Annotated in this window: 17 protein-coding genes; 9 read left to right on the top strand and 8 right to left on the bottom strand. The window is 67.4% G+C overall.

Translation table 11 applies throughout. The features are described from left to right. Positions 1–5 precede the first annotated feature (5 nt). The 4 genes from ACG3SL_RS13370 to kdsA are packed head-to-tail and all read left to right on the top strand — an operon-like array spanning position 6 to position 5187. Complete coding sequence (locus ACG3SL_RS13370; RefSeq protein ID WP_448661653.1) at positions 6–1400, top strand: HlyD family type I secretion periplasmic adaptor subunit; 1395 nt, start codon at positions 6–8, stop codon at positions 1398–1400. Continuing rightward, positions 1400–2956, top strand: a complete 1557-nt coding sequence (locus ACG3SL_RS13365) for a TolC family protein (protein WP_448661651.1) — start codon at positions 1400–1402, stop codon at positions 2954–2956. Before ACG3SL_RS13370 ends, ACG3SL_RS13365 begins: the two co-directional genes overlap by 1 nt. A gap of 42 nt (positions 2957–2998) precedes the next feature. Next, the gene (locus ACG3SL_RS13360; RefSeq protein WP_448661650.1) at positions 2999–4333 is read left to right on the top strand and encodes a polysaccharide pyruvyl transferase family protein; all 1335 of its coding nucleotides are present in this window, start codon (positions 2999–3001) and stop codon (positions 4331–4333) included. Then, positions 4330–5187: a 3-deoxy-8-phosphooctulonate synthase gene (gene kdsA, locus ACG3SL_RS13355; RefSeq protein WP_448661649.1), complete on the top strand. Its 858-nt coding sequence runs from the start codon at positions 4330–4332 to the stop codon at positions 5185–5187. Before ACG3SL_RS13360 ends, kdsA begins: the two co-directional genes overlap by 4 nt. A gap of 26 nt (positions 5188–5213) precedes the next feature. Here the strand turns inward: kdsA and ACG3SL_RS13350 are convergent, their stop codons facing one another. Genes ACG3SL_RS13350 through ACG3SL_RS13340 form a run of 3 tightly spaced genes read right to left on the bottom strand, consistent with a single transcriptional unit; the run spans position 5214 to position 7664 of the window. Continuing rightward, entirely contained in the window at positions 5214–5837 is a 624-nt protein-coding gene (locus tag ACG3SL_RS13350; protein ID WP_448661648.1) for a histidine phosphatase family protein, read from the bottom strand. Beyond that, positions 5834–6649 (bottom strand): 3-deoxy-manno-octulosonate cytidylyltransferase, encoded by an 816-nt coding sequence (gene kdsB, locus ACG3SL_RS13345; protein WP_448661646.1) that lies wholly within the window; start codon positions 6647–6649, stop codon positions 5834–5836. Before kdsB ends, ACG3SL_RS13350 begins: the two co-directional genes overlap by 4 nt. A 13-nt stretch (positions 6650–6662) precedes the next feature. Next, positions 6663–7664, bottom strand: coding sequence for a KpsF/GutQ family sugar-phosphate isomerase (locus tag ACG3SL_RS13340; protein WP_448661645.1), 1002 nt, complete (start codon positions 7662–7664; stop codon positions 6663–6665). 229 nt (positions 7665–7893) lie between these two features. Between ACG3SL_RS13340 and ACG3SL_RS13335 the strand changes: the two genes are divergently transcribed. From ACG3SL_RS13335 to ACG3SL_RS13320, 4 genes are all read left to right on the top strand, one after another. After that, entirely contained in the window at positions 7894–8688 is a 795-nt protein-coding gene (locus ACG3SL_RS13335; protein ID WP_448661644.1) for a hypothetical protein, read from the top strand. Positions 8689–8728: 40 nt separating this feature from the next. Next, entirely contained in the window at positions 8729–9835 is a 1107-nt protein-coding gene (locus ACG3SL_RS13330) for a glycosyltransferase family 4 protein (protein ID WP_448661643.1), read from the top strand. Further along, positions 9832–10974: a capsular polysaccharide export protein, LipB/KpsS family gene (locus ACG3SL_RS13325; RefSeq protein ID WP_448661642.1), complete on the top strand. Its 1143-nt coding sequence runs from the start codon at positions 9832–9834 to the stop codon at positions 10972–10974. The genes ACG3SL_RS13330 and ACG3SL_RS13325 overlap by 4 nt, the downstream gene beginning before the upstream one ends. Before the next feature lie 106 nt (positions 10975–11080). After that, positions 11081–11605: a Dps family protein gene (locus tag ACG3SL_RS13320; protein ID WP_448661641.1), complete on the top strand. Its 525-nt coding sequence runs from the start codon at positions 11081–11083 to the stop codon at positions 11603–11605. Positions 11606–11686: 81 nt separating this feature from the next. Here the strand turns inward: ACG3SL_RS13320 and ACG3SL_RS13315 are convergent, their stop codons facing one another. From ACG3SL_RS13315 to ACG3SL_RS13300, 4 genes are all read right to left on the bottom strand, one after another. Then, positions 11687–12028, bottom strand: coding sequence for a response regulator transcription factor (locus ACG3SL_RS13315; protein ID WP_448665124.1), 342 nt, complete (start codon positions 12026–12028; stop codon positions 11687–11689). A 62-nt stretch (positions 12029–12090) separates the two neighbouring features. After that, entirely contained in the window at positions 12091–12744 is a 654-nt protein-coding gene (locus tag ACG3SL_RS13310) for a response regulator transcription factor (protein ID WP_448661639.1), read from the bottom strand. Next, positions 12741–14264, bottom strand: a complete 1524-nt coding sequence (locus ACG3SL_RS13305; RefSeq protein ID WP_448661638.1) for a sensor histidine kinase — start codon at positions 14262–14264, stop codon at positions 12741–12743. The genes ACG3SL_RS13310 and ACG3SL_RS13305 overlap by 4 nt, the downstream gene beginning before the upstream one ends. Positions 14265–14379: 115 nt before the next feature. Then, positions 14380–15039 carry a sensor histidine kinase gene (locus ACG3SL_RS13300; RefSeq protein WP_448661637.1) on the bottom strand — a complete coding sequence of 220 codons (660 nt, stop codon included), beginning with the start codon at positions 15037–15039 and terminating at the stop codon, positions 14380–14382. A gap of 217 nt (positions 15040–15256) precedes the next feature. On the opposite strand from ACG3SL_RS13300, the gene ACG3SL_RS13295 reads away from it, so the two are divergent. After that, positions 15257–15559 (top strand): UBP-type zinc finger domain-containing protein, encoded by a 303-nt coding sequence (locus ACG3SL_RS13295; protein WP_448661636.1) that lies wholly within the window; start codon positions 15257–15259, stop codon positions 15557–15559. 7 nt (positions 15560–15566) lie between these two features. On the opposite strand, the gene ACG3SL_RS13290 is transcribed toward ACG3SL_RS13295, so the two are convergent. Next, positions 15567–16241, bottom strand: a complete 675-nt coding sequence (locus ACG3SL_RS13290) for a glutathione S-transferase family protein (RefSeq protein WP_448661635.1) — start codon at positions 16239–16241, stop codon at positions 15567–15569. Positions 16242–16269: the final 28 nt, after the last annotated feature.

Here is a 16269-nt window from a genome sequence, read left to right as displayed (position 1 = left end):
GTTCGATGGCAACCGCAGGGACTATGGACTCGGCCGAGAGGCCGGGCCTTATCAAGCGGATAGACCAGTCCATCGACCGGTGGGTCTCGGCCTGGAATCCGTATCATCCGGCCAAGCTGGTCGAACGCAACCTCGAGCCCGCGCAGGTCGAGGAATCCAAGATCCGCAAGACGGGCAGCCGCATCGCAATCTTCGCGATGCTGGCATTCCTCGTCTGGGCCGTGACGGCGCCGCTCGACGCAGGCGGCGTGACGCAGGGCAACCTGGTGGTGGCAGGCTATCGCAAGGCGGTGCAGCATCCCACCGGCGGCGTGGTCACCAAGGTGCTGGTCCACGAAGGATCGGTGGTGAAGCAGGGCGAAGTGCTGCTGCGGATCAACCCGCTCGAAACCGCCGCGACGGTCAGCGAAGTGCAGCAGCAATATATCAACATCCTGGTCAGCGAGTCGCGCGCCAAGGCCGAGATGCTGGGGCGCGACATCGTCTGGGACCCTGACCTTGCCGCGCTGGAGCGGCTCGATCCCGAGCGGGTGCGCGAAGCCAAGTCGGTACAGAGCCAGTTTTTCGGCACGCGCCGGTCGCAGTTCGGGCAGCAGGTGCGCGCGCTGGAATCGCAGAAGAACGGGTTGCGGGGCTCGATCGAGTCCCACCGCGTCCAGCTTGGTACGCTTTCGGACGAGCTGAAGAACATCGAGAAGCTGGCCAGCCAGGGCTTCGTGCCCAAGTCGCAAGAGAATGAGACGCGGCGCCAGGTGGCCGAGCAGACGGCTGCGCTGCAAACCGCCCAGTCCGAAATCGGCAAGATCGATGCCCAGATCGCCCAGGTCCGATCGGAATTCCTGTCGGCGGTGGCGAAGGAACTGGCCGAGCTGCAAACCTCGCGCGAGGCGGCCGCACCGAAGTTGACCGCGGCGCGCTTCAACCAGTCGCTGGCCGAGATCCGCGCACCGGTGGCCGGGACCGTCGTCAACCTCAAGGCATTCACCGACGGGGGCGTGATCTCCGGCAAGGAAGTCGTGATGGAGATCGTGCCGAACGAGGGGCGCATGATCGTCGAGACGAAGGTGCCGCCGTCGCAGATCGACAAGGTCCGGGTCGGCCAGACCGCGGACGTGCGCTTCACGTCGTTCAACGCAGTGACGACGCCGGTGCTGCAGGGCATCGTCAAGTCCGTGGGTGTCGACAAGCTGAAGGCGATGCCGGGCGAGACGCTCAAGGAAGGCGATGACTATTATCTGGCCCAGGTGGAAGTGCCGCCCGAGCAATTGAAGCGGCTCGAGGGCAAGACGCTGGTCGCCGGCATGCCCGTGGACGTTATCGTCAAGCGCGGCGAGCGCACCTTCATGAGCTATTTGTTGAAGCCGCTGACGGACAAGCTTGCGCGGGCGTTCCGAGACTGATGGTCCGGCCTGTGTTTCTCCACAGCAGCGCCGTGGCGGCTGCATTGGCGCTGTGCGGCGTGTGCGCGGGTGCGGCATCTGCGCAGACCAGCCCGCCTTCCGAGGCGTCCGGCATCGCGGCGCTGCCCCAGACCACGCCGCCCCCGCCGGTGACTACCGAGACGGTGCCGTCCAACCCCGTGCTGCCCCAGACGGCGCGGCCGGTGGATGTGCCGCCGCCAGTGGCGGTCGAGCCCGCGCGTGCCGGCCCGGGCATCCCGCGCGGCGCGCTGCGGCAGGTCGATGCCCTGCCGCAACAGCAGCGCGGCCAGGCCGCGCCGGCGCCGGGTGGCATTTCCACCGGGCGGTCGGGGGGCGATGAGGCGCCGAACCCAAATGCGATGGACTTGGTCAAGGCATTTGACCGGGGATATGACAATGATCCCACGTTCCGCGCCGCCGTTGCGGAGCGGCAGGCCAATCGCCAGACGGCGGACCAGAGCATCGCGGGCTATCTGCCGTCGGCCAGCTACAGCTTCGCCAATATCCCGACCGAAAGCGGAACGCGGCAAGTGCTCAGCGTGACGCAGCCGATCCTGAGCCTGTCGGGCTATGCGACGCTGAAGCAGCGCGGGCCGCGCCGCCGCTACGCCGATGCGACGTTCGAAGTGCGCATCCAGGATCTGGCCGTGCGCACGGTCACTGCGATCACGGATATCATCAAGGCCAATGAGGCCAGCGCGCTGAACGATGCCAAGATCGAACAGTTGCGCACCCAGTCGGAGCGCGCCGAGCGGCTCTATCGCAACGGCCTGGGCACGATCACCGATGCCCGCGATATCCAGGTGCGCTATGAGCAGGCGCTGGCCAATCGCGTGTTGCTGCGCAGCGACCAGATCGCTGCCGCCGCGCGGCTGGAATCCTATACGGGGCAGACCATCCGCCCGGAGGATTTTCGCCTGCCGTCGCATTTCGGCCCGATCTCGCTCCAGCCGGCGGATTCCTATCTGCTGCGCCAGGAAGCCGATAACCCCCAGATCGCCGCCGCCCGCGAGACCGAGCGGATCGGCCGGCTCGAGGCACTGCGCACCCGCGGCGCCATGCTGCCGGTGCTGGGCGCCAACGCCACGTATTCTCGCCGCGCGGGAGTCGAATCCAGCTATGTGGGCATTTCGCTCAACGCGCCCTTGAACGCCGGCAGCTTCTTCCAGACCGGCGCGGCCAACGCATCTGCCCGGCGTTCGGCCGAGGAACGTCGCGCGACCGAGGCCAAGGCGCGGGTCGAACTGCAACGGCTCTATGCGCTCGTTGATGGGGGGCAACAGGCGCTGGCGCTGACGTCGAAGGCGATCGAGTCCGCCGAACTCAGCGTCTATGCCAACACCCAGAGCTACGAAGGCGGCGTGCGCACCAATGTCGACGTGGTGAACGCGATCCAGACCGTGTTCGAGGTGAAGAACTCGCAGGTGACCTCGGCTGCCACGCTGGCGCTCAACTACCTCAATCTTTTGCTGCTGGCCGGCGAGGATCCCGAAGATGCAGTCGCGGCTACACAGCGCTTTCTGCTCAACCGCTGAGGCGCCACTGGCGCTCGCGCCGAGTCCGGTTCGACCGGGGCGATGAGTCGTGTCCTCGTCACAGGCGGCGCCGGCTTCGGCAATGCCGGCGACGAGGCGCTGCTGTTGTCGGCGGTGCAGGTCGTGCGGGCGCATTCACCCGACGATACCCATCTGACCGTGGTGGCCGCGGATGCGGCGCTTACCCGCGCAACGCTGGGGCCGGGCCTGTTCGATATGGTGCACGGGCCGCGACAGGCGCTGTACGGAGACCCGGCGCATTATCGCAGTGCAGACGCGGTGTTCCGCACGCGGTGGCATCTGGCGCGCGACCTGATGGTGGGGGTATCGCCCGCGCGGGTGCGCGAACGCGTGGCGGGCCTGGACCTTCTGGATTTTGTCGATCGGCCCCGGATGCTGGCATTTCTGGACGCACTGGAGCAGGCGGACGCGCTCGTCGTCCATGGCGGCGGCATCCTGACATCGGCGACGCGATCCCGGTTGTGGGAACACGCCCTGACGATCGAACTTGCGAAAAGCTGGGGCAAGCGCGTGCTGTTGCGCAGCCATCAGTTTGGCCCCTTTGACGATGAAGAGGATCGCGAACGCGCCCGCACGATCGCACAGTGCGCGGATTTCCTGACCACGCGCGACAAGGGGCAGAGCAGCGCGGTCTTGCAGGCGCTGGTGCCGGGGATCGCTTTTTCCGATCAGGTGGACGATGCGCTGCGGCTCGCGTTGGAGCCGGCGCCGGCGGTCCTCGCGCGGCATGGCCTGACGCCGCGAGGGTATATCTGCGTGTCGATGCGTCACAATCCGCGGGTCGGCATCGGCGACGATGCTGCGCGCGCGATCAAGAGTATCGTCCGCATGGCGCGGCGGCGATTGGGGTTGCCGGTCGTTCTGCTCCCGCTGTCTGCGCCCGATGCCGTGCCGCTGGATCGTCTGGGCCGGCGATTGGGACGCGGCGATCGGCCGCTGGTGCTCGATGATCCTTTTCGCGATCCGATCATGATCGCGGCGTCCGCGCGGCTGATGATTTCCTCGCCCCACCACAGCCTGATCTTTGCGCTGCGCGGCGGCGTTCCGGTGCTGTCGCCTGTCAGCGGCGACTATTATCGGTTCAAGAATGCGGGAAGCATGCGGTTCTTCGGGCTTGAGGACGCTGTGATCGACATCGAAGCCGCAGGCTGGCGCCGGCGCGTCGCGATGCGTCTTGCGGAAATCCTCGACGAGGGCGACGCGATATTCGACCGGTTGGGACGGGTTTCCGCCGGCCTTGTCGCACAGTCGCGGGCCACCGATGCACATTTCGCCCGCGCCCTCGGGCACGCGCTTCCCATGGATTGCACCCCAAACGCCGCGTATAAGGCGCGAAACTCGAAGGATATAGCATGAGCGTTCAAGCCACCCCCAAGACCGTTTCGATCGGCACCGTCGAAATGGCGAACGACAAGCCGTTCGTGCTGATTTCGGGCCCCTGCCAGATCGAGAGCCGCGATCATGCGATGATGGTCGCAGAGACGCTGAAGAAGCAGTGCGACGCCGCTGGCGTGCCGCTGATCTTCAAGTCTTCGTACGACAAGGCCAATCGTACGTCGCTCAACGCCCAGCGCGGGATCGGCATCGACGAGGGGCTGCGCATCCTGGCCGATGTGCGCGAGGCGTTCGGGTGCCCGGTGCTGACCGATATCCATGACGCGGCCCAGTGCAAGGCAGCGGCACAGGCGGTGGACGTGATCCAGATTCCCGCCTTCCTCTGCCGCCAGACCGACCTGCTGCTCGCCGCCGGCGAGAGCGGCGCTGCGATCAACGTCAAGAAGGGGCAGTTCCTCGCGCCCTGGGACATGGCGAATGTGGCGGCCAAGATCGCGTCCACGGGCAACGACCGCATCATGCTGTGCGATCGCGGCACGTCGTTCGGGTACAACACGTTGATCAGCGATTTCCGTGGGCTGCCGACGATGGCGGAAACCGGCTATCCGGTGGTGTTCGACGCCACGCATTCGGTGCAGGAGCCGGGCGGTCGCGGCGGTTCGTCGGGCGGCAAGCGCGCCTTTGCCCCTGCGCTGGCACGCGCCGCGATGGCGGTCGGCGTGGCGGCGGTGTTTGCCGAGGCGCATGAGGACCCGGACAATGCCCCGTCCGACGGCCCGAACATGCTGCCGCTGGAGTGGATTCCCGATTTCCTCGCCGATCTGGTCGCGATCGACACGATCATCAAGGCACGCCCGGCGCGTCCCAGCTACTGATTGCCAAGGCGCCGGCCCGGTGGCGCTCAGGCGTCGCCGGGCCGGCGATCCCATGCAGCTACGGTGAAGCCGTCGTCGGTGGCCGCGATCTCCGCATAGGCGCCGGTGCGCAGCTTCATCCCTTCCTGGTGCCGCCGGACCTGATCGGCGAGGCGTTCGGATGCCAGCAGGGCAAAGCGCGCGGCGCCATTGCTCGTGACCAGCAGCGTATCGCGGGCAAGCGGCGTCGCCAGAAGTGCCTGCCATGCCGCGACCCGGGACTCGCGGTCCACGGTCCATCCCGGAGGCGCCTCGCCATGGCTGTCCCAGCGTGCCAGTGCCTCCTTGCCGATCCGCGCGACGATCGCGTCGTCGGTCAGGTTCTCGTCGGGGCCGTGGTCGATTTCGGCGAGCCAGGACGTGCTCTCGATCGCCGGGCCGCCGCCCAGCGCGGCAAGGATTGCCGCGGCGGTCTGGCGCGTACGCAGCAAGGGGCTGCACAGCACGCGATCGAAGCTGAGGTTGCGCTCGGCGAAATGGCTGCCCAGCGCCTCGGCCTGGCGCTGCCCCGATTCCACCAGCGGAATATCGGTCTTAAGCCCCACGCGGCGTGCGGGCTCGCCGGGGGCGAAGGTGTTGCCGTGGCGGACGATGAACAGCCGGCCGCTCACAATGCCACCTCCATCGGATCGCCGAATTCGGCGATCATCCGTTCGGCCAGCGTGATGTCTTCGGCGGTGTCGATGCCGCTCATCGAAATGCGCGGGCGCGCGATCTCGACCGTGTGGACGGGGATGCCGAGGGCGAAGAAGCGCAGTTGCTCCAGCCCCTCCAGCGTCTCGTACAGCGAGGGCTCGGCTGCCTCGAACTGCTCGAGCGCAGCGTAGCGATAGGCATAGAGGCCCAGATGGCGCAGCACCGGCGATGCCGGCCCCGCTGCGCGCAGTTTCTCCTCGTCGCGGATCGCCGGCAGGATGTTCTTGGAAAACCAGTGCGCCCGCCCGTCCGGCCCGCGCACACAGGTCGTGCCGCTGAACGGCGCGCTCTGCTTGTGGGCGCGCAGCACGTCCAGATCGTCCCAGTCGAGCGGCACCACCGGCGTGACGACGCCGCCCTCCGACACGCGCACTGCCTCGATCAGTTGGCGCACGACGTCCGCCGGGATGAACGGCGCATCGCCCTGAAGGTTGATGATCGCACGCGGTGGTGTGGGGCGGGCGCGGGCGGCGGCGAGGGCGCGGCCGCTGCCTGAACTGATCGCGGAATCGGTCATCACGACGTCGCAACCGATTTCGTCTGCATGGGCGGCGATGCGCGGATCATCGGTGGCGACGACGATGTCGACATCGTCGAACGCCTGTTGCGCGCGGCGGGCGACCGCGACGACGCGCGCCAGCAGGCTGTGCCCGGCGATCTTGAGCAGGGGCTTGCCCGGCAGCCGCTTCGATCCGTAGCGGGCGGGAATTACGATCAGGTCGGTCATGCGGCCCCTCGGTTCAGGCGACGCCGGCGCGGAGCAGGTCGTGCAGGTGCACGATGCCCACCAGCCGCCGCTCGGTCGCGACGAACAGCGTCGTGATCTTGCGGTCGTTCATGATCTTCAGCGCTTCGGATGCCAGCATTTCCGGGACGATGGTGACCGGATCGCTCGACATGTGGCCGCCGACCGTGTCGTGCAGATTGCCCGCCGTGATGCTGCGCCGCAAGTCGCCGTCGGTGAAGGCGCCGATCAGATGGCCGTCGCCGTCGATCACGGCGGTAATGCCGAAACGCTTGCGCGACATTTCCAGCGTGGCGTCGATCAGCGTGTCCTTGGGCCCGACATGGGGCACGTCGGCGTCGCGGGCCATGAGGTCGGCCACCGCCATCAACTGCGCCCCCAGCTTGCCGCCGGGATGGAAGTTACGGAAATCGGCGGCGGAAAATCCGCGTGCCTCGATCAGCGACACCGCGAGCGCGTCGCCAAAGGCGAGCTGTACGGTGGTCGAGCTGGTCGGCGCGAGCTGGTTGGGGCACGCTTCCTGGACACGCGGCAGCGCCAGGCAGATGTCCGCCGAGCGGCCCAGCGCACTGTCCGCGCGCGACGTGATCGCCGCCAGCGGCACGCCGAATCGTCGACAAAAGGCAATGACATCGCCCAGTTCCGCCGTCTCGCCGGACCAGGACAGCGCGAGCACGACGTCATCCGGGGTAATCATCCCCAGATCGCCATGGCTCGCCTCGCCCGGATGCATGAACATCGACGGCGTGCCGGTGGACGCCAGCGTCGCCGCGATCTTGCGACCGACATGGCCGCTCTTGCCCATGCCCGTCACGATCAGCCGCCCCTTGGCCTCGACGATGGTGGTCGCGGCGCGGACAAAAGCCTCGGCCAGCGGAGGTTCGGCGAGCGCGGCGGCGAGGTCGTGCAGGGCCTTGATCTCAATGTCTATTGTGCGCAGCGCGGACGCCAGCGCATCGTCGCCGTGCGGCACGGATTTCACTTCGGATAGGCTCATCACATATAGTCCCCAATGCGGCCCGGCTGCTCTTGCGTGCGGCACGCTGCCCCCGCTTCGCGCCGCCACAGGCGGGCCTCCAATGCCGTCGTGCCTATCGCAACGGCGCATCGAGAGACAGGGTGTTTCAGTACAATTGCCGACAAATCCTTGACTGCATCGCGTGGCGGCGCGAGTGCGAATTGCGCGATCCACCTTCGCGAAGCGCATTGGGGGCGCGACAGATACGATGACGCCGACGGACCGACTGACACTCGCGAACGACCTCGCCTCGCTGCTGGTCACTACCGCCCAGGCCGAGGCGCTGGTGGGCAGCGACATGCGCAAGGTGCACGAGCGGATCGACGGCGAACTGGTGCGCACGTTCGGCGACGCGCTGGCGCCGCTGGCCGATCTCGCGCGCCGCGACAAGGACGGGCTGGCGGCAGCCGTGGTGGCGCTTAGCGCAGCCGTTGCGCGGCTGCAGGCGGACCTGTTCGCGCTGAAGGCCGAGCGGCTGGTCGGCGCGGGCGGGGAGGCGCCGTCGAACCTGTCGCTGCTCGCCGCGTGGGAAAAGCCCGCGGCGGACGCCACGGGCGTGGTCGATGTCGTCGTCGAGCTGGGGCCCACTGTACTGGGGCATGGCTGGTTCGTCGAGGATAAGGGCGGCGGCAGGTTCTGGCGCTGGCTGGGGCCCGAGCCTCAGGCCGCGCTGGTGCTGCCGGCTTTCGGGCCGGGAACCTATGAACTGTCCACAGTCGTCACGGCGTTGCGCGCAGACCAGCTCGCATCGCTGGCAGTAACCGTCAACGGCGTGCCGGTGGTGGTGAAGGCGGGTGCGGTCGACGGCAGCAGCATGCCGCTGCATTTCACGGTGGAATTGTCGGCGGTGGATTCGAACTTTCTGTTCCTGCATTTCACGATCGCCCATACGCTCACGCCCCGCGAAGTCAGCGGTGGCGAGGATGTGCGTCGGCTCGGCATCGGCCTGGCCAATCTACGCGTGCGCCGCGTGCCGCCAGCGGCCTCCGTCGGGGCCGGCTGAGGCCATGCCCGTGCATGCTGCCCGGCGACGCGTTCTGTTCGTGACCGACATTCCGTTCTGGGAGCAGGCGTTCGGCAGCCACAGCCGGATCGCCGCGCTGGTCGGCGGGCTGTGCGAAGACCATGAGGTTGGGGTGCTGTATCTCGGTCCGCACTCTAGGGGACCCGGCGGAACGCTGCCCGGGAACGCCGGTATCACGATGTTCGCCGTCGATCCGGCGAGGGTTGCAGATCATGCGGACGTCGCGCGGGCACGGCAACGTTGGCCGTGGTTCGAGCCGGTCCGCGCGGATTGGCTGGCGGCGGTGGAGCATGTGTGCGCCGCGTGGCGGCCCGAAGCGGTCATCCTGGAATATGTGCATCTCGGCTACCTTGTCGAAGGCGTGCCGGAGGGGGTGCTGCGCATTCTCGACAGCCTCGACGTGATGTCGCATCGGATGGCGGTATTCGCTGCGGCGGGCTGCGAAAGCTCGATCCGGCTGGGCGCTCGCGACGAGGCGGAGGCGCTGTCGCGCTTCGATGCAGTGCTTGCGATTTCGCAGTTCGACCTTGGCTATATGCGCGACGTGCTGCGCGTCCGCAAAGTGCTGTACGCGCCGCATGCCATCCCGGCTGCGCCGTCGCCGCACGCGCTGGGGACCGGACGCGAGATCCTGTTCATCGCCGGCATGAGCGATGCCAATGTCGCGGGCCTTCGCGCGTTTCTGTGTCACGCATGGCCGGTGCTCCAGCGCGATTTCACGCTGACCGTGATCGGCAATATTGGCGAGATGCCGGCGGTGCGGAACGCGCCATCGGTCCGCGTGCTGGGCCATGTGCCCGATCTGGCCGCCGAATATGCGCGCGCGGACCTGGCGGTGAATCCGGTTTTCCTGGGCGGGGGGCTCAAGATCAAGACATTGGAGGCGATGGCGGCGGGACTGCCGTGTGTGACGACGGGTGAGGGCGCGCGCGGGCTCGACGCGGCGGTGCCGGGGGGGCTGTGCGTCGCCGATGGCTGGATCGGCTATATCGAGCAGTTGCTCGCGCTGGGCGAAGACGGCGCGTTGCGCAGGGCGGTGGGCGAACATGCGCGCCACTTCGTCGAACGCCATTTTTCGCCCCAGGCGAGCCTGCGCGGCCTGCGCCTGTTGCTGGAGCATATGTGACGATGGCACCGCCCGGCATCCGTCGCATCGTCTTCACCGGCGATTTCCTGCGCCCCGCCGAGTTCAGCGAGCGGCCGACCCAGCATTTCAACATCCGCTGGCTCGCCGATCTGGTCGGCGCACAGATCGCCGCGGCGGTCGGGCTGCCGATCGCGCATTTCTTCTGGTGTGCCGAGGGGCTGACCGAGGGGCAGATCGACACCGCCGGCGTGCGCGCCTTCTACGCCGCTTTGGGCCACGAAGAAGTGTCTATCGGGGCATGGGCGCAGATCGTGGAGCTGCCCGATCTGCCGCCGGTGGCTGCGGCCTATCTCGATGGGATATTCGCCGACGCGCTGGTCATCGGGTTCGAGATGCCCGACTTCCTGCTCGCCCATCTGGAGCGGCGGGGCACGCCCTATATCAATTGCAGCATCCACCCGATCCGCTTCCTGGACGACATTTTCCTGGGATTCGTGTCCAATCACGCAGGCATCCGCCAGGCGCTGGCGCACTATGCCCTGTCGGACGAGGAAATCGCGGTCGGGGCGGGGCTGACTCGCGCGGCGGCGGGGCGGATGTTCCGCTTTCCGACCGACGGCAATACGGCGCTGCTGGTCGGGCAGGTCGCGTCGGACCGGACGCAGGTGCGCGACGGGCGATTCTACAGTTTCGTCGATTTCGCCGAGCCCCTGCTGGCGCGGCTGCGCGATTTCGACGATGTGCTTATCAAGGAACACCCGCTCGACCGGCACAATCCCGGCGTCCGCTTCCTGGAAGGCGCGAGCATCCGGGTGCGGCGCGTCGAGGACAATATCTACAGCCTGTTGTCGGTCGCCAACCTCAGCACGGTCATCACGCTCAGCTCCAGCGTCGGGATCGAGGCGCCCTATTTCGGCAAGCGCACCGAATTCCTGCTGCGGTCGCCGATGCGCCTGTATCGTCCGCCGGAAACCCCCGCGCAGGGCGACTATATCGGCATCTTCGACGCATTCCTGTCGCCCGACTTCTGGCGCACGGTGCTCGATCCGCTCGCGCCGGCGGTGCGAGTCAGCAAGCCCAGCGGCTATCGTGTCCCGCCCAAGCCCAACCGGCTCCGGATATCGCTCGCCAGTTTCTGGGGCTTCGACACGGTCGATTTCAAACGCGAGACCAACTGAGTGGCGGGAGGGCCGAAACCTTGGTGTAGGTTGGTTCGGCCCTTGCCACGGCGCATCTCTCGGCAGGCGGCGGCATCTTGCCGGTCGCGATTGAAGGAGATGCATCATGGCCAGCGAACTGAGCAAGGTAGCGGAACGCTTCCTGGGAACCCCGAGCGACCTGGGCGCAGACGCCACCCGTGATATCGCCGCCGGGCTGACCGGGCTGCTCGCGGACGTGTTTGCGTTGTATCTGAAGACCAAGAACTTCCACTGGCACATGAGCGGCCCTAACTTCCGCGACTATCACCTGCTCCTCGACGAGCATGGCGACCAGATCTATGCGATGACCGATCCCATCGCCGAGCGCGCGCGCAAGATCGGCGGCGGCACGATCCGGTCGATCTCCGACATCGCCAAGCGCCAGCGCATCCTCGACAACAATGCCGATTATGTCGATCCGCTCGACATGCTGGCCGAGCTGCACGGCGACAACAAGCAACTGGTCGCCGAGATGCGCCGGGTGCACGAGCTGTGCGACGAGTATAGCGACGTCGCCACCGCCAGCCTGATCGAAGTGTGGATCGATGAGACCGAGCGCCGGGGATGGTTCCTGTACGAAACGTGCCGCAGCGCCGGGGCCATGCTGTAAGGCCGGGCCGACCGCCACCAGCCAAAAAGGGGCGCTATCGTGAGGTAGCGCCCCTTTTGCTGTGTCCATGTACGGGTGTTTTCAGCCGCCCGCGCTCTCGATCGCCTCGATCAGCGCGTCGGGATCGACGGGCTTGACCAGAAACGCATGGGCGCCCGCGCGCATCGCCTGTTCGCGTGCAGCATCGGTCGGATGGGCGGTCATCACGATCACGGGCTGACGCCAGCCACGGCGGAGGATCTCCTCCTGCAGTTCCAGCCCGGTCATGCCGGGCATGTGCAGGTCGGTGACGATGCACGAAACCGTCGCCTCGGCGCCGGAAGCCAACAGCGCCTCGGCGGCTGCGAAGGGCAGGGTGGTCATGCCCACGGAACGCATGAGGCTGTCGATGCTGCCCCGGACGCCGGGGTCATCATCGACGATGGCGATGACGGAAAGTGCACGCAGGGTCGGTACTCCAAAAACGGTCGGCGGGCGCCGGCCCCTTATTGCGGGGCGTTGAATCGATGGATGCTCTCATCACGAATCCCAAGCAGCTCGGCCATGCGGACCAGATCGGCGAGCGATTGCGCCTCCATCTTGCGCATCACGTTACCACGATGGATTTTTACCGTGATTTCGGAAAGCGCCATGCGCGCCGCAACCTGCTTGTTCATCAACCCCGTGACCACCAGCCCCATGACTTCGCGTTCGCGCGGGGTGAGGCGGGCAAACGCATCGGCGACCTTTGCGTTGCCGGCTGCCTCTGCACGGCGCGTGCGATCCGCATCGAGTGCGGTGGTGACGGCGGCTAGCATCTGATCTTCGGTAAAGGGCTTGGGCAGGAAATCGACGGCGCCCGCGCGCATGCCGCGCACGGTCATCGGGATGTCGCCATGGCCGGTGATGAGGATGACGGGGATTTGCATCCCCTGCCGCGCCAGCCGCTCCTGGAAATCCAGCCCGCTCTCGCCCGGCAGGCGCACGTCGAGGACGAGGCACGACGCGCGCGGCGGAACGCCGGCGGCCAGAAACGCATCGGTCGTGTCATAGAGCGCGACGTCGAGGTCGTTCGATCGGAAGAGGCTGCTCAGCGAACCGCGCACTTCGGCATCGTCATCGACGACACACACGCAACCGGGGGTCTGTTCGGCGATCATGCGGGGACAAGCTCCTGAAGGTCGAGGGCGGGCAGCGAGAAGCGGAACGTCGCGCCACCCTCCGGATTATTGGTCGCCACCAGCGTGCCGCCATGCTGCTCCAGGATCGAACGGCAGATCGACAGGCCCATTCCCATCCCGTCGGCCTTGGTGGTGAAAAAGGGGGTGAACAGGCTTTCGGGGTCGACGCCGACGATGCCGGTGCCGCAATCGCGCACGTCGACGACGACGCGGTCGTCGATCCGCCGCGCGTCGATGCACAGCGCGCGCCGCTCGGGCGATGTCGCGGCCATTGCCTGTTCGGCGTTGATGAGCAGGTTCATCAGCACCTGCTGCACCTGCACCCGGTCGCCCGATACGGGCGGCAGGTCGGGGGCGATCGTGGCGCGCGTCACGACGTGGTTCTCGTCGAGGTTGCGGCCCAGCAGCGCGATCGTCTCTGCGATCAGCGGTTCGATCTCCAGCGGCACCTGTTTGGGATCGGCGTTGCGCGCGAGCATCCGGATGCGGGCGATGACATCGGCCGCGCGCGTGCCGTTAGCGGCGATATGGTCGAGGCAATCGGCGACTTCGCTGGCATCGGCGGCCTCGCGCGCCAGCCAGCGCTTGCCCGACTTGGCATAGGTGATGATCGCGGACAGCGGCTGGTTCACTTCATGCGCGATCGATGCGGCCAACTGGCCCAGCGTGGTGACGCGCGCGACATGCGCCAGTTCGGCCTGTGCGCGTGCCAGGCGGGCCTGCGCCCGGTTCCGCTCGGTCACGTCCAGGGCCATGATGAGCACGCGCTTCCACCCCTCGTCCGGGGCGGGGACGGTGACGCGGAGCACGACGTCGATCGTCTCGCCCGACGCGGTGCGGAACTGGGTTTCCTCCTCGATCTCGGGATCGCCCTGTGCAAGCGCTGCCAGAATGCGGGGGAGTGTCGCTTCCGCTGCGGGGGTGTGATGCGCTATCAGCCCGTGCCCGAGCAGGTCCGCCTTGCTGGCCACGCCGAACAGCCGCGCCGTCGCCTGGTTCGCGGCGCGCACCGTCAGCGTATCGGCGATCCGGCTGATCGTGGCCGGGTCCATCGCGCCGCCGTCGCGGAACAGCTTGTGGGCGACTGACCAGTCGCCTTCCCAGATCGCCAGTCCGGCGGCGTTGAAGATGGTGCGATAGCGCTCGTCGGACTTGCGGCGCTCCTCGGCGGCGGCGTGGGTGCGGATGCACAGCGCGGTGGTGATCGCGATTGCCGTCAGGCTTACCGCCAGCCGCATCGCCGGCGAACCCAGCGGCGCATGCCAATGGCTGAGGCAGTAGCCGCCGAGCGACAACAGTCCGCACACCGCCGCCGCGAGCAGCACCAGCGCGCGATCATTGCCGCGCGCGGCGAGCAGGACCACGGTGGTATACAGCACCGCGACCGCCCCTTGCAGCGGGCTGAGCACGTCCAGCGCGAAAATGCCGATCGCCAGCAGGATCGCGAAGCCCGCCTGTAGCCGGCTTGCCAGCCTGATCGATTCCCTGTCGCCCCGCATCAATGTCTCCCGCCATGCCGGGTGCAATGCCCGCCAGGCGAAGGGGACGCTGGACGCGGGGTAACGGGGCGACAACACCCCAATGGGGGATGCGGAAAATTTCGTTTGCGCCATGTTATCGCAGCACGGAAAGCACGAAGCGCGTGCCGGGCCGCGCATCCTGCCATGCCTGGAACCCGCGCAGCCGGGCGACCATCAGGTCGATCAGCCGGCTGCCGAGCCCGGTTCCCTGCGGGGTGCCGCCATGCAGCCCGCATCCCCGGTCCTCGACCTCAAGGCGGTAGCCGGCGGGACCGATCGCGCACAGGCGCAGCGCGATATCGCCGGGGGTGCCGGGCGCATAGGCGTATTTGCAGGCATTGGTGACCAGTTCCGACACGAGTATGCCGATCGCCGTTGCCTGTTCGGGGGCGACGTGGATCGGCGCCGCATCGACGCAGATCCGGCGCCCGCCCGCCCGATCCGCATAGCCATCCTCAAGATCGCCCGCCAGCTCTTCCAGATAGGTGGCCAGGTTGACTCGGTCGCCGCCTTCCGTCTGGTAGAGCTGGCGGTGGACGCTGGCGATCGCGCCGATCCGCCGCCGCGTCATGTCCAGCGCGGCGCGCGCCGCCGGGTCGGCCAGCCCGCGCGCCTCGACCGAGACCAGCGCGGACAGCAATTGCAGGCTGTTGGCGATGCGATGGTTGATCTCGTCGGCGGCGCTGGGGTCGGGCGCGGCGGGCAGGATGGTGACCGCAGGATCGTGCTCGGCGAGGGTTGCGGTCATCTGCATCGGGGCGTCCTTTGTCCACGGTTGCGGTGTCGATGCGTCCTTGTCCTCCACGCGCGGCCCTGCCGGGTATCATACGCAGGTTTGTGACCCCTGCGCCTGCAGATGGCATCGGCGGGTGTGCCCATCATCCTTTCGGATGCGTTGAATGCGCCGGAGCTGGACGACAACAAGGGGGCAGCGGGCGCGTGTGGTGCCCGCGCCACCAGGAGCCGACGCCATGGCCGGATGCCACCATCTGATGACGATCAACACGGTCACCCCCAGCGCGCGGGGATGCGAGGAATGCCTGAAGATCGGCAGCGAATGGGTGCATCTGCGGTTGTGCCGTAGCTGCGGCCATGTCGGCTGCTGCGACGAATCGCCGCATCGCCATGCGCGCGCGCATTTCCACGCGACGCGCCATCCGATCATCGAAGGCTATGACCCGCCCGAAGGCTGGGGCTGGTGCTATATCGACGAGGTCGAAGTCGACCTGCCCGACCAGACCCCGCAATGGGGGCCGATCCCGCGCTACTATTGAGATGCGGTCAGCGGGCCGGTGCCTCGGGCGTCAGCTCGAACTGTTCGATCACCCAATCCTCTTCCTGCGCGCCCGCGATCCAGTCCTGGAGGAACGGATGCTGGAGCACGGCCATCATATAGGCCTGGGCAAAGCGGGGGACGGGGAGCGAATAGGTCACGATGCGCGTGACGACGGGCGCGAACATGATGTCGGCCGCGCCGAAGCTGCTGAACAGGAACTCGCCCTCGCCGCCGAAGCGGGCGCGGGCCTGTGCCCATAGCTCGAAGATGCGGCTCAGGTCGCGCACCACATCGTCGTCGGGCGCCTGCGGCGGATAGACCTGGCGGATGTTCATGCTGTGCTTGCGGCGCAGCGCGGCGAAGCTGGAGTGCATTTCCGCCGCCATCGACCGCGCCATCGCGCGAGCGGCGTCGCCCTGCGGCCAGAAGCGGGTGTTGCCGGTCTTGTCGTTCAGATACTCGACGATCGCCAGGCTGTCCCACACCACGGCGTCGCCATCCCACAGGATCGGCACCTTGCCCGACGACGGCGCGAACTCGTCGCCTTCGCGGCGCTTGTCCCATTGCTCGTCGTACAGCGGCACCACGACTTCCTCGAACGGGAGCCCCGATTGCTTGCACGCAAGCCAGCCGCGCAGCGACCAGGAGGAATAGGCCTTGTTGCCGATGATGAGCTTCATGGGGTCGGGATAGCCGGGAGGGGCGGCA

This window comes from Sphingomonas degradans (assembly GCF_053502645.1).
This window is presented reverse-complemented; position numbering and strand designations above follow the sequence as displayed.

What these genes read in the sequence shown, in the direction of transcription:
- ACG3SL_RS13370 (WP_448661653.1), top strand. Translation starts at nt 6, where the DNA reads ATGGCAACCGCAGGGACTATGGACTCGGCCGAGAGGCCGGGCCTTATC.
- ACG3SL_RS13365 (WP_448661651.1), top strand. Translation starts at nt 1,400, where the DNA reads ATGGTCCGGCCTGTGTTTCTCCACAGCAGCGCCGTGGCGGCTGCATTG.
- ACG3SL_RS13360 (WP_448661650.1), top strand. Translation starts at nt 2,999, where the DNA reads ATGAGTCGTGTCCTCGTCACAGGCGGCGCCGGCTTCGGCAATGCCGGC.
- kdsA (WP_448661649.1), top strand. Translation starts at nt 4,330, where the DNA reads ATGAGCGTTCAAGCCACCCCCAAGACCGTTTCGATCGGCACCGTCGAA.
- kdsB (WP_448661646.1), bottom strand. Translation starts at nt 6,649, where the DNA reads ATGACCGACCTGATCGTAATTCCCGCCCGCTACGGATCGAAGCGGCTG.
- ACG3SL_RS13340 (WP_448661645.1), bottom strand. Translation starts at nt 7,664, where the DNA reads ATGAGCCTATCCGAAGTGAAATCCGTGCCGCACGGCGACGATGCGCTG.
- ACG3SL_RS13335 (WP_448661644.1), top strand. Translation starts at nt 7,894, where the DNA reads ATGACGCCGACGGACCGACTGACACTCGCGAACGACCTCGCCTCGCTG.
- ACG3SL_RS13320 (WP_448661641.1), top strand. Translation starts at nt 11,081, where the DNA reads ATGGCCAGCGAACTGAGCAAGGTAGCGGAACGCTTCCTGGGAACCCCG.
- ACG3SL_RS13310 (WP_448661639.1), bottom strand. Translation starts at nt 12,744, where the DNA reads ATGATCGCCGAACAGACCCCCGGTTGCGTGTGTGTCGTCGATGACGAT.
- ACG3SL_RS13305 (WP_448661638.1), bottom strand. Translation starts at nt 14,264, where the DNA reads ATGCGGGGCGACAGGGAATCGATCAGGCTGGCAAGCCGGCTACAGGCG.
- ACG3SL_RS13300 (WP_448661637.1), bottom strand. Translation starts at nt 15,039, where the DNA reads ATGCAGATGACCGCAACCCTCGCCGAGCACGATCCTGCGGTCACCATC.
- ACG3SL_RS13295 (WP_448661636.1), top strand. Translation starts at nt 15,257, where the DNA reads ATGGCCGGATGCCACCATCTGATGACGATCAACACGGTCACCCCCAGC.
- ACG3SL_RS13290 (WP_448661635.1), bottom strand. Translation starts at nt 16,241, where the DNA reads ATGAAGCTCATCATCGGCAACAAGGCCTATTCCTCCTGGTCGCTGCGC.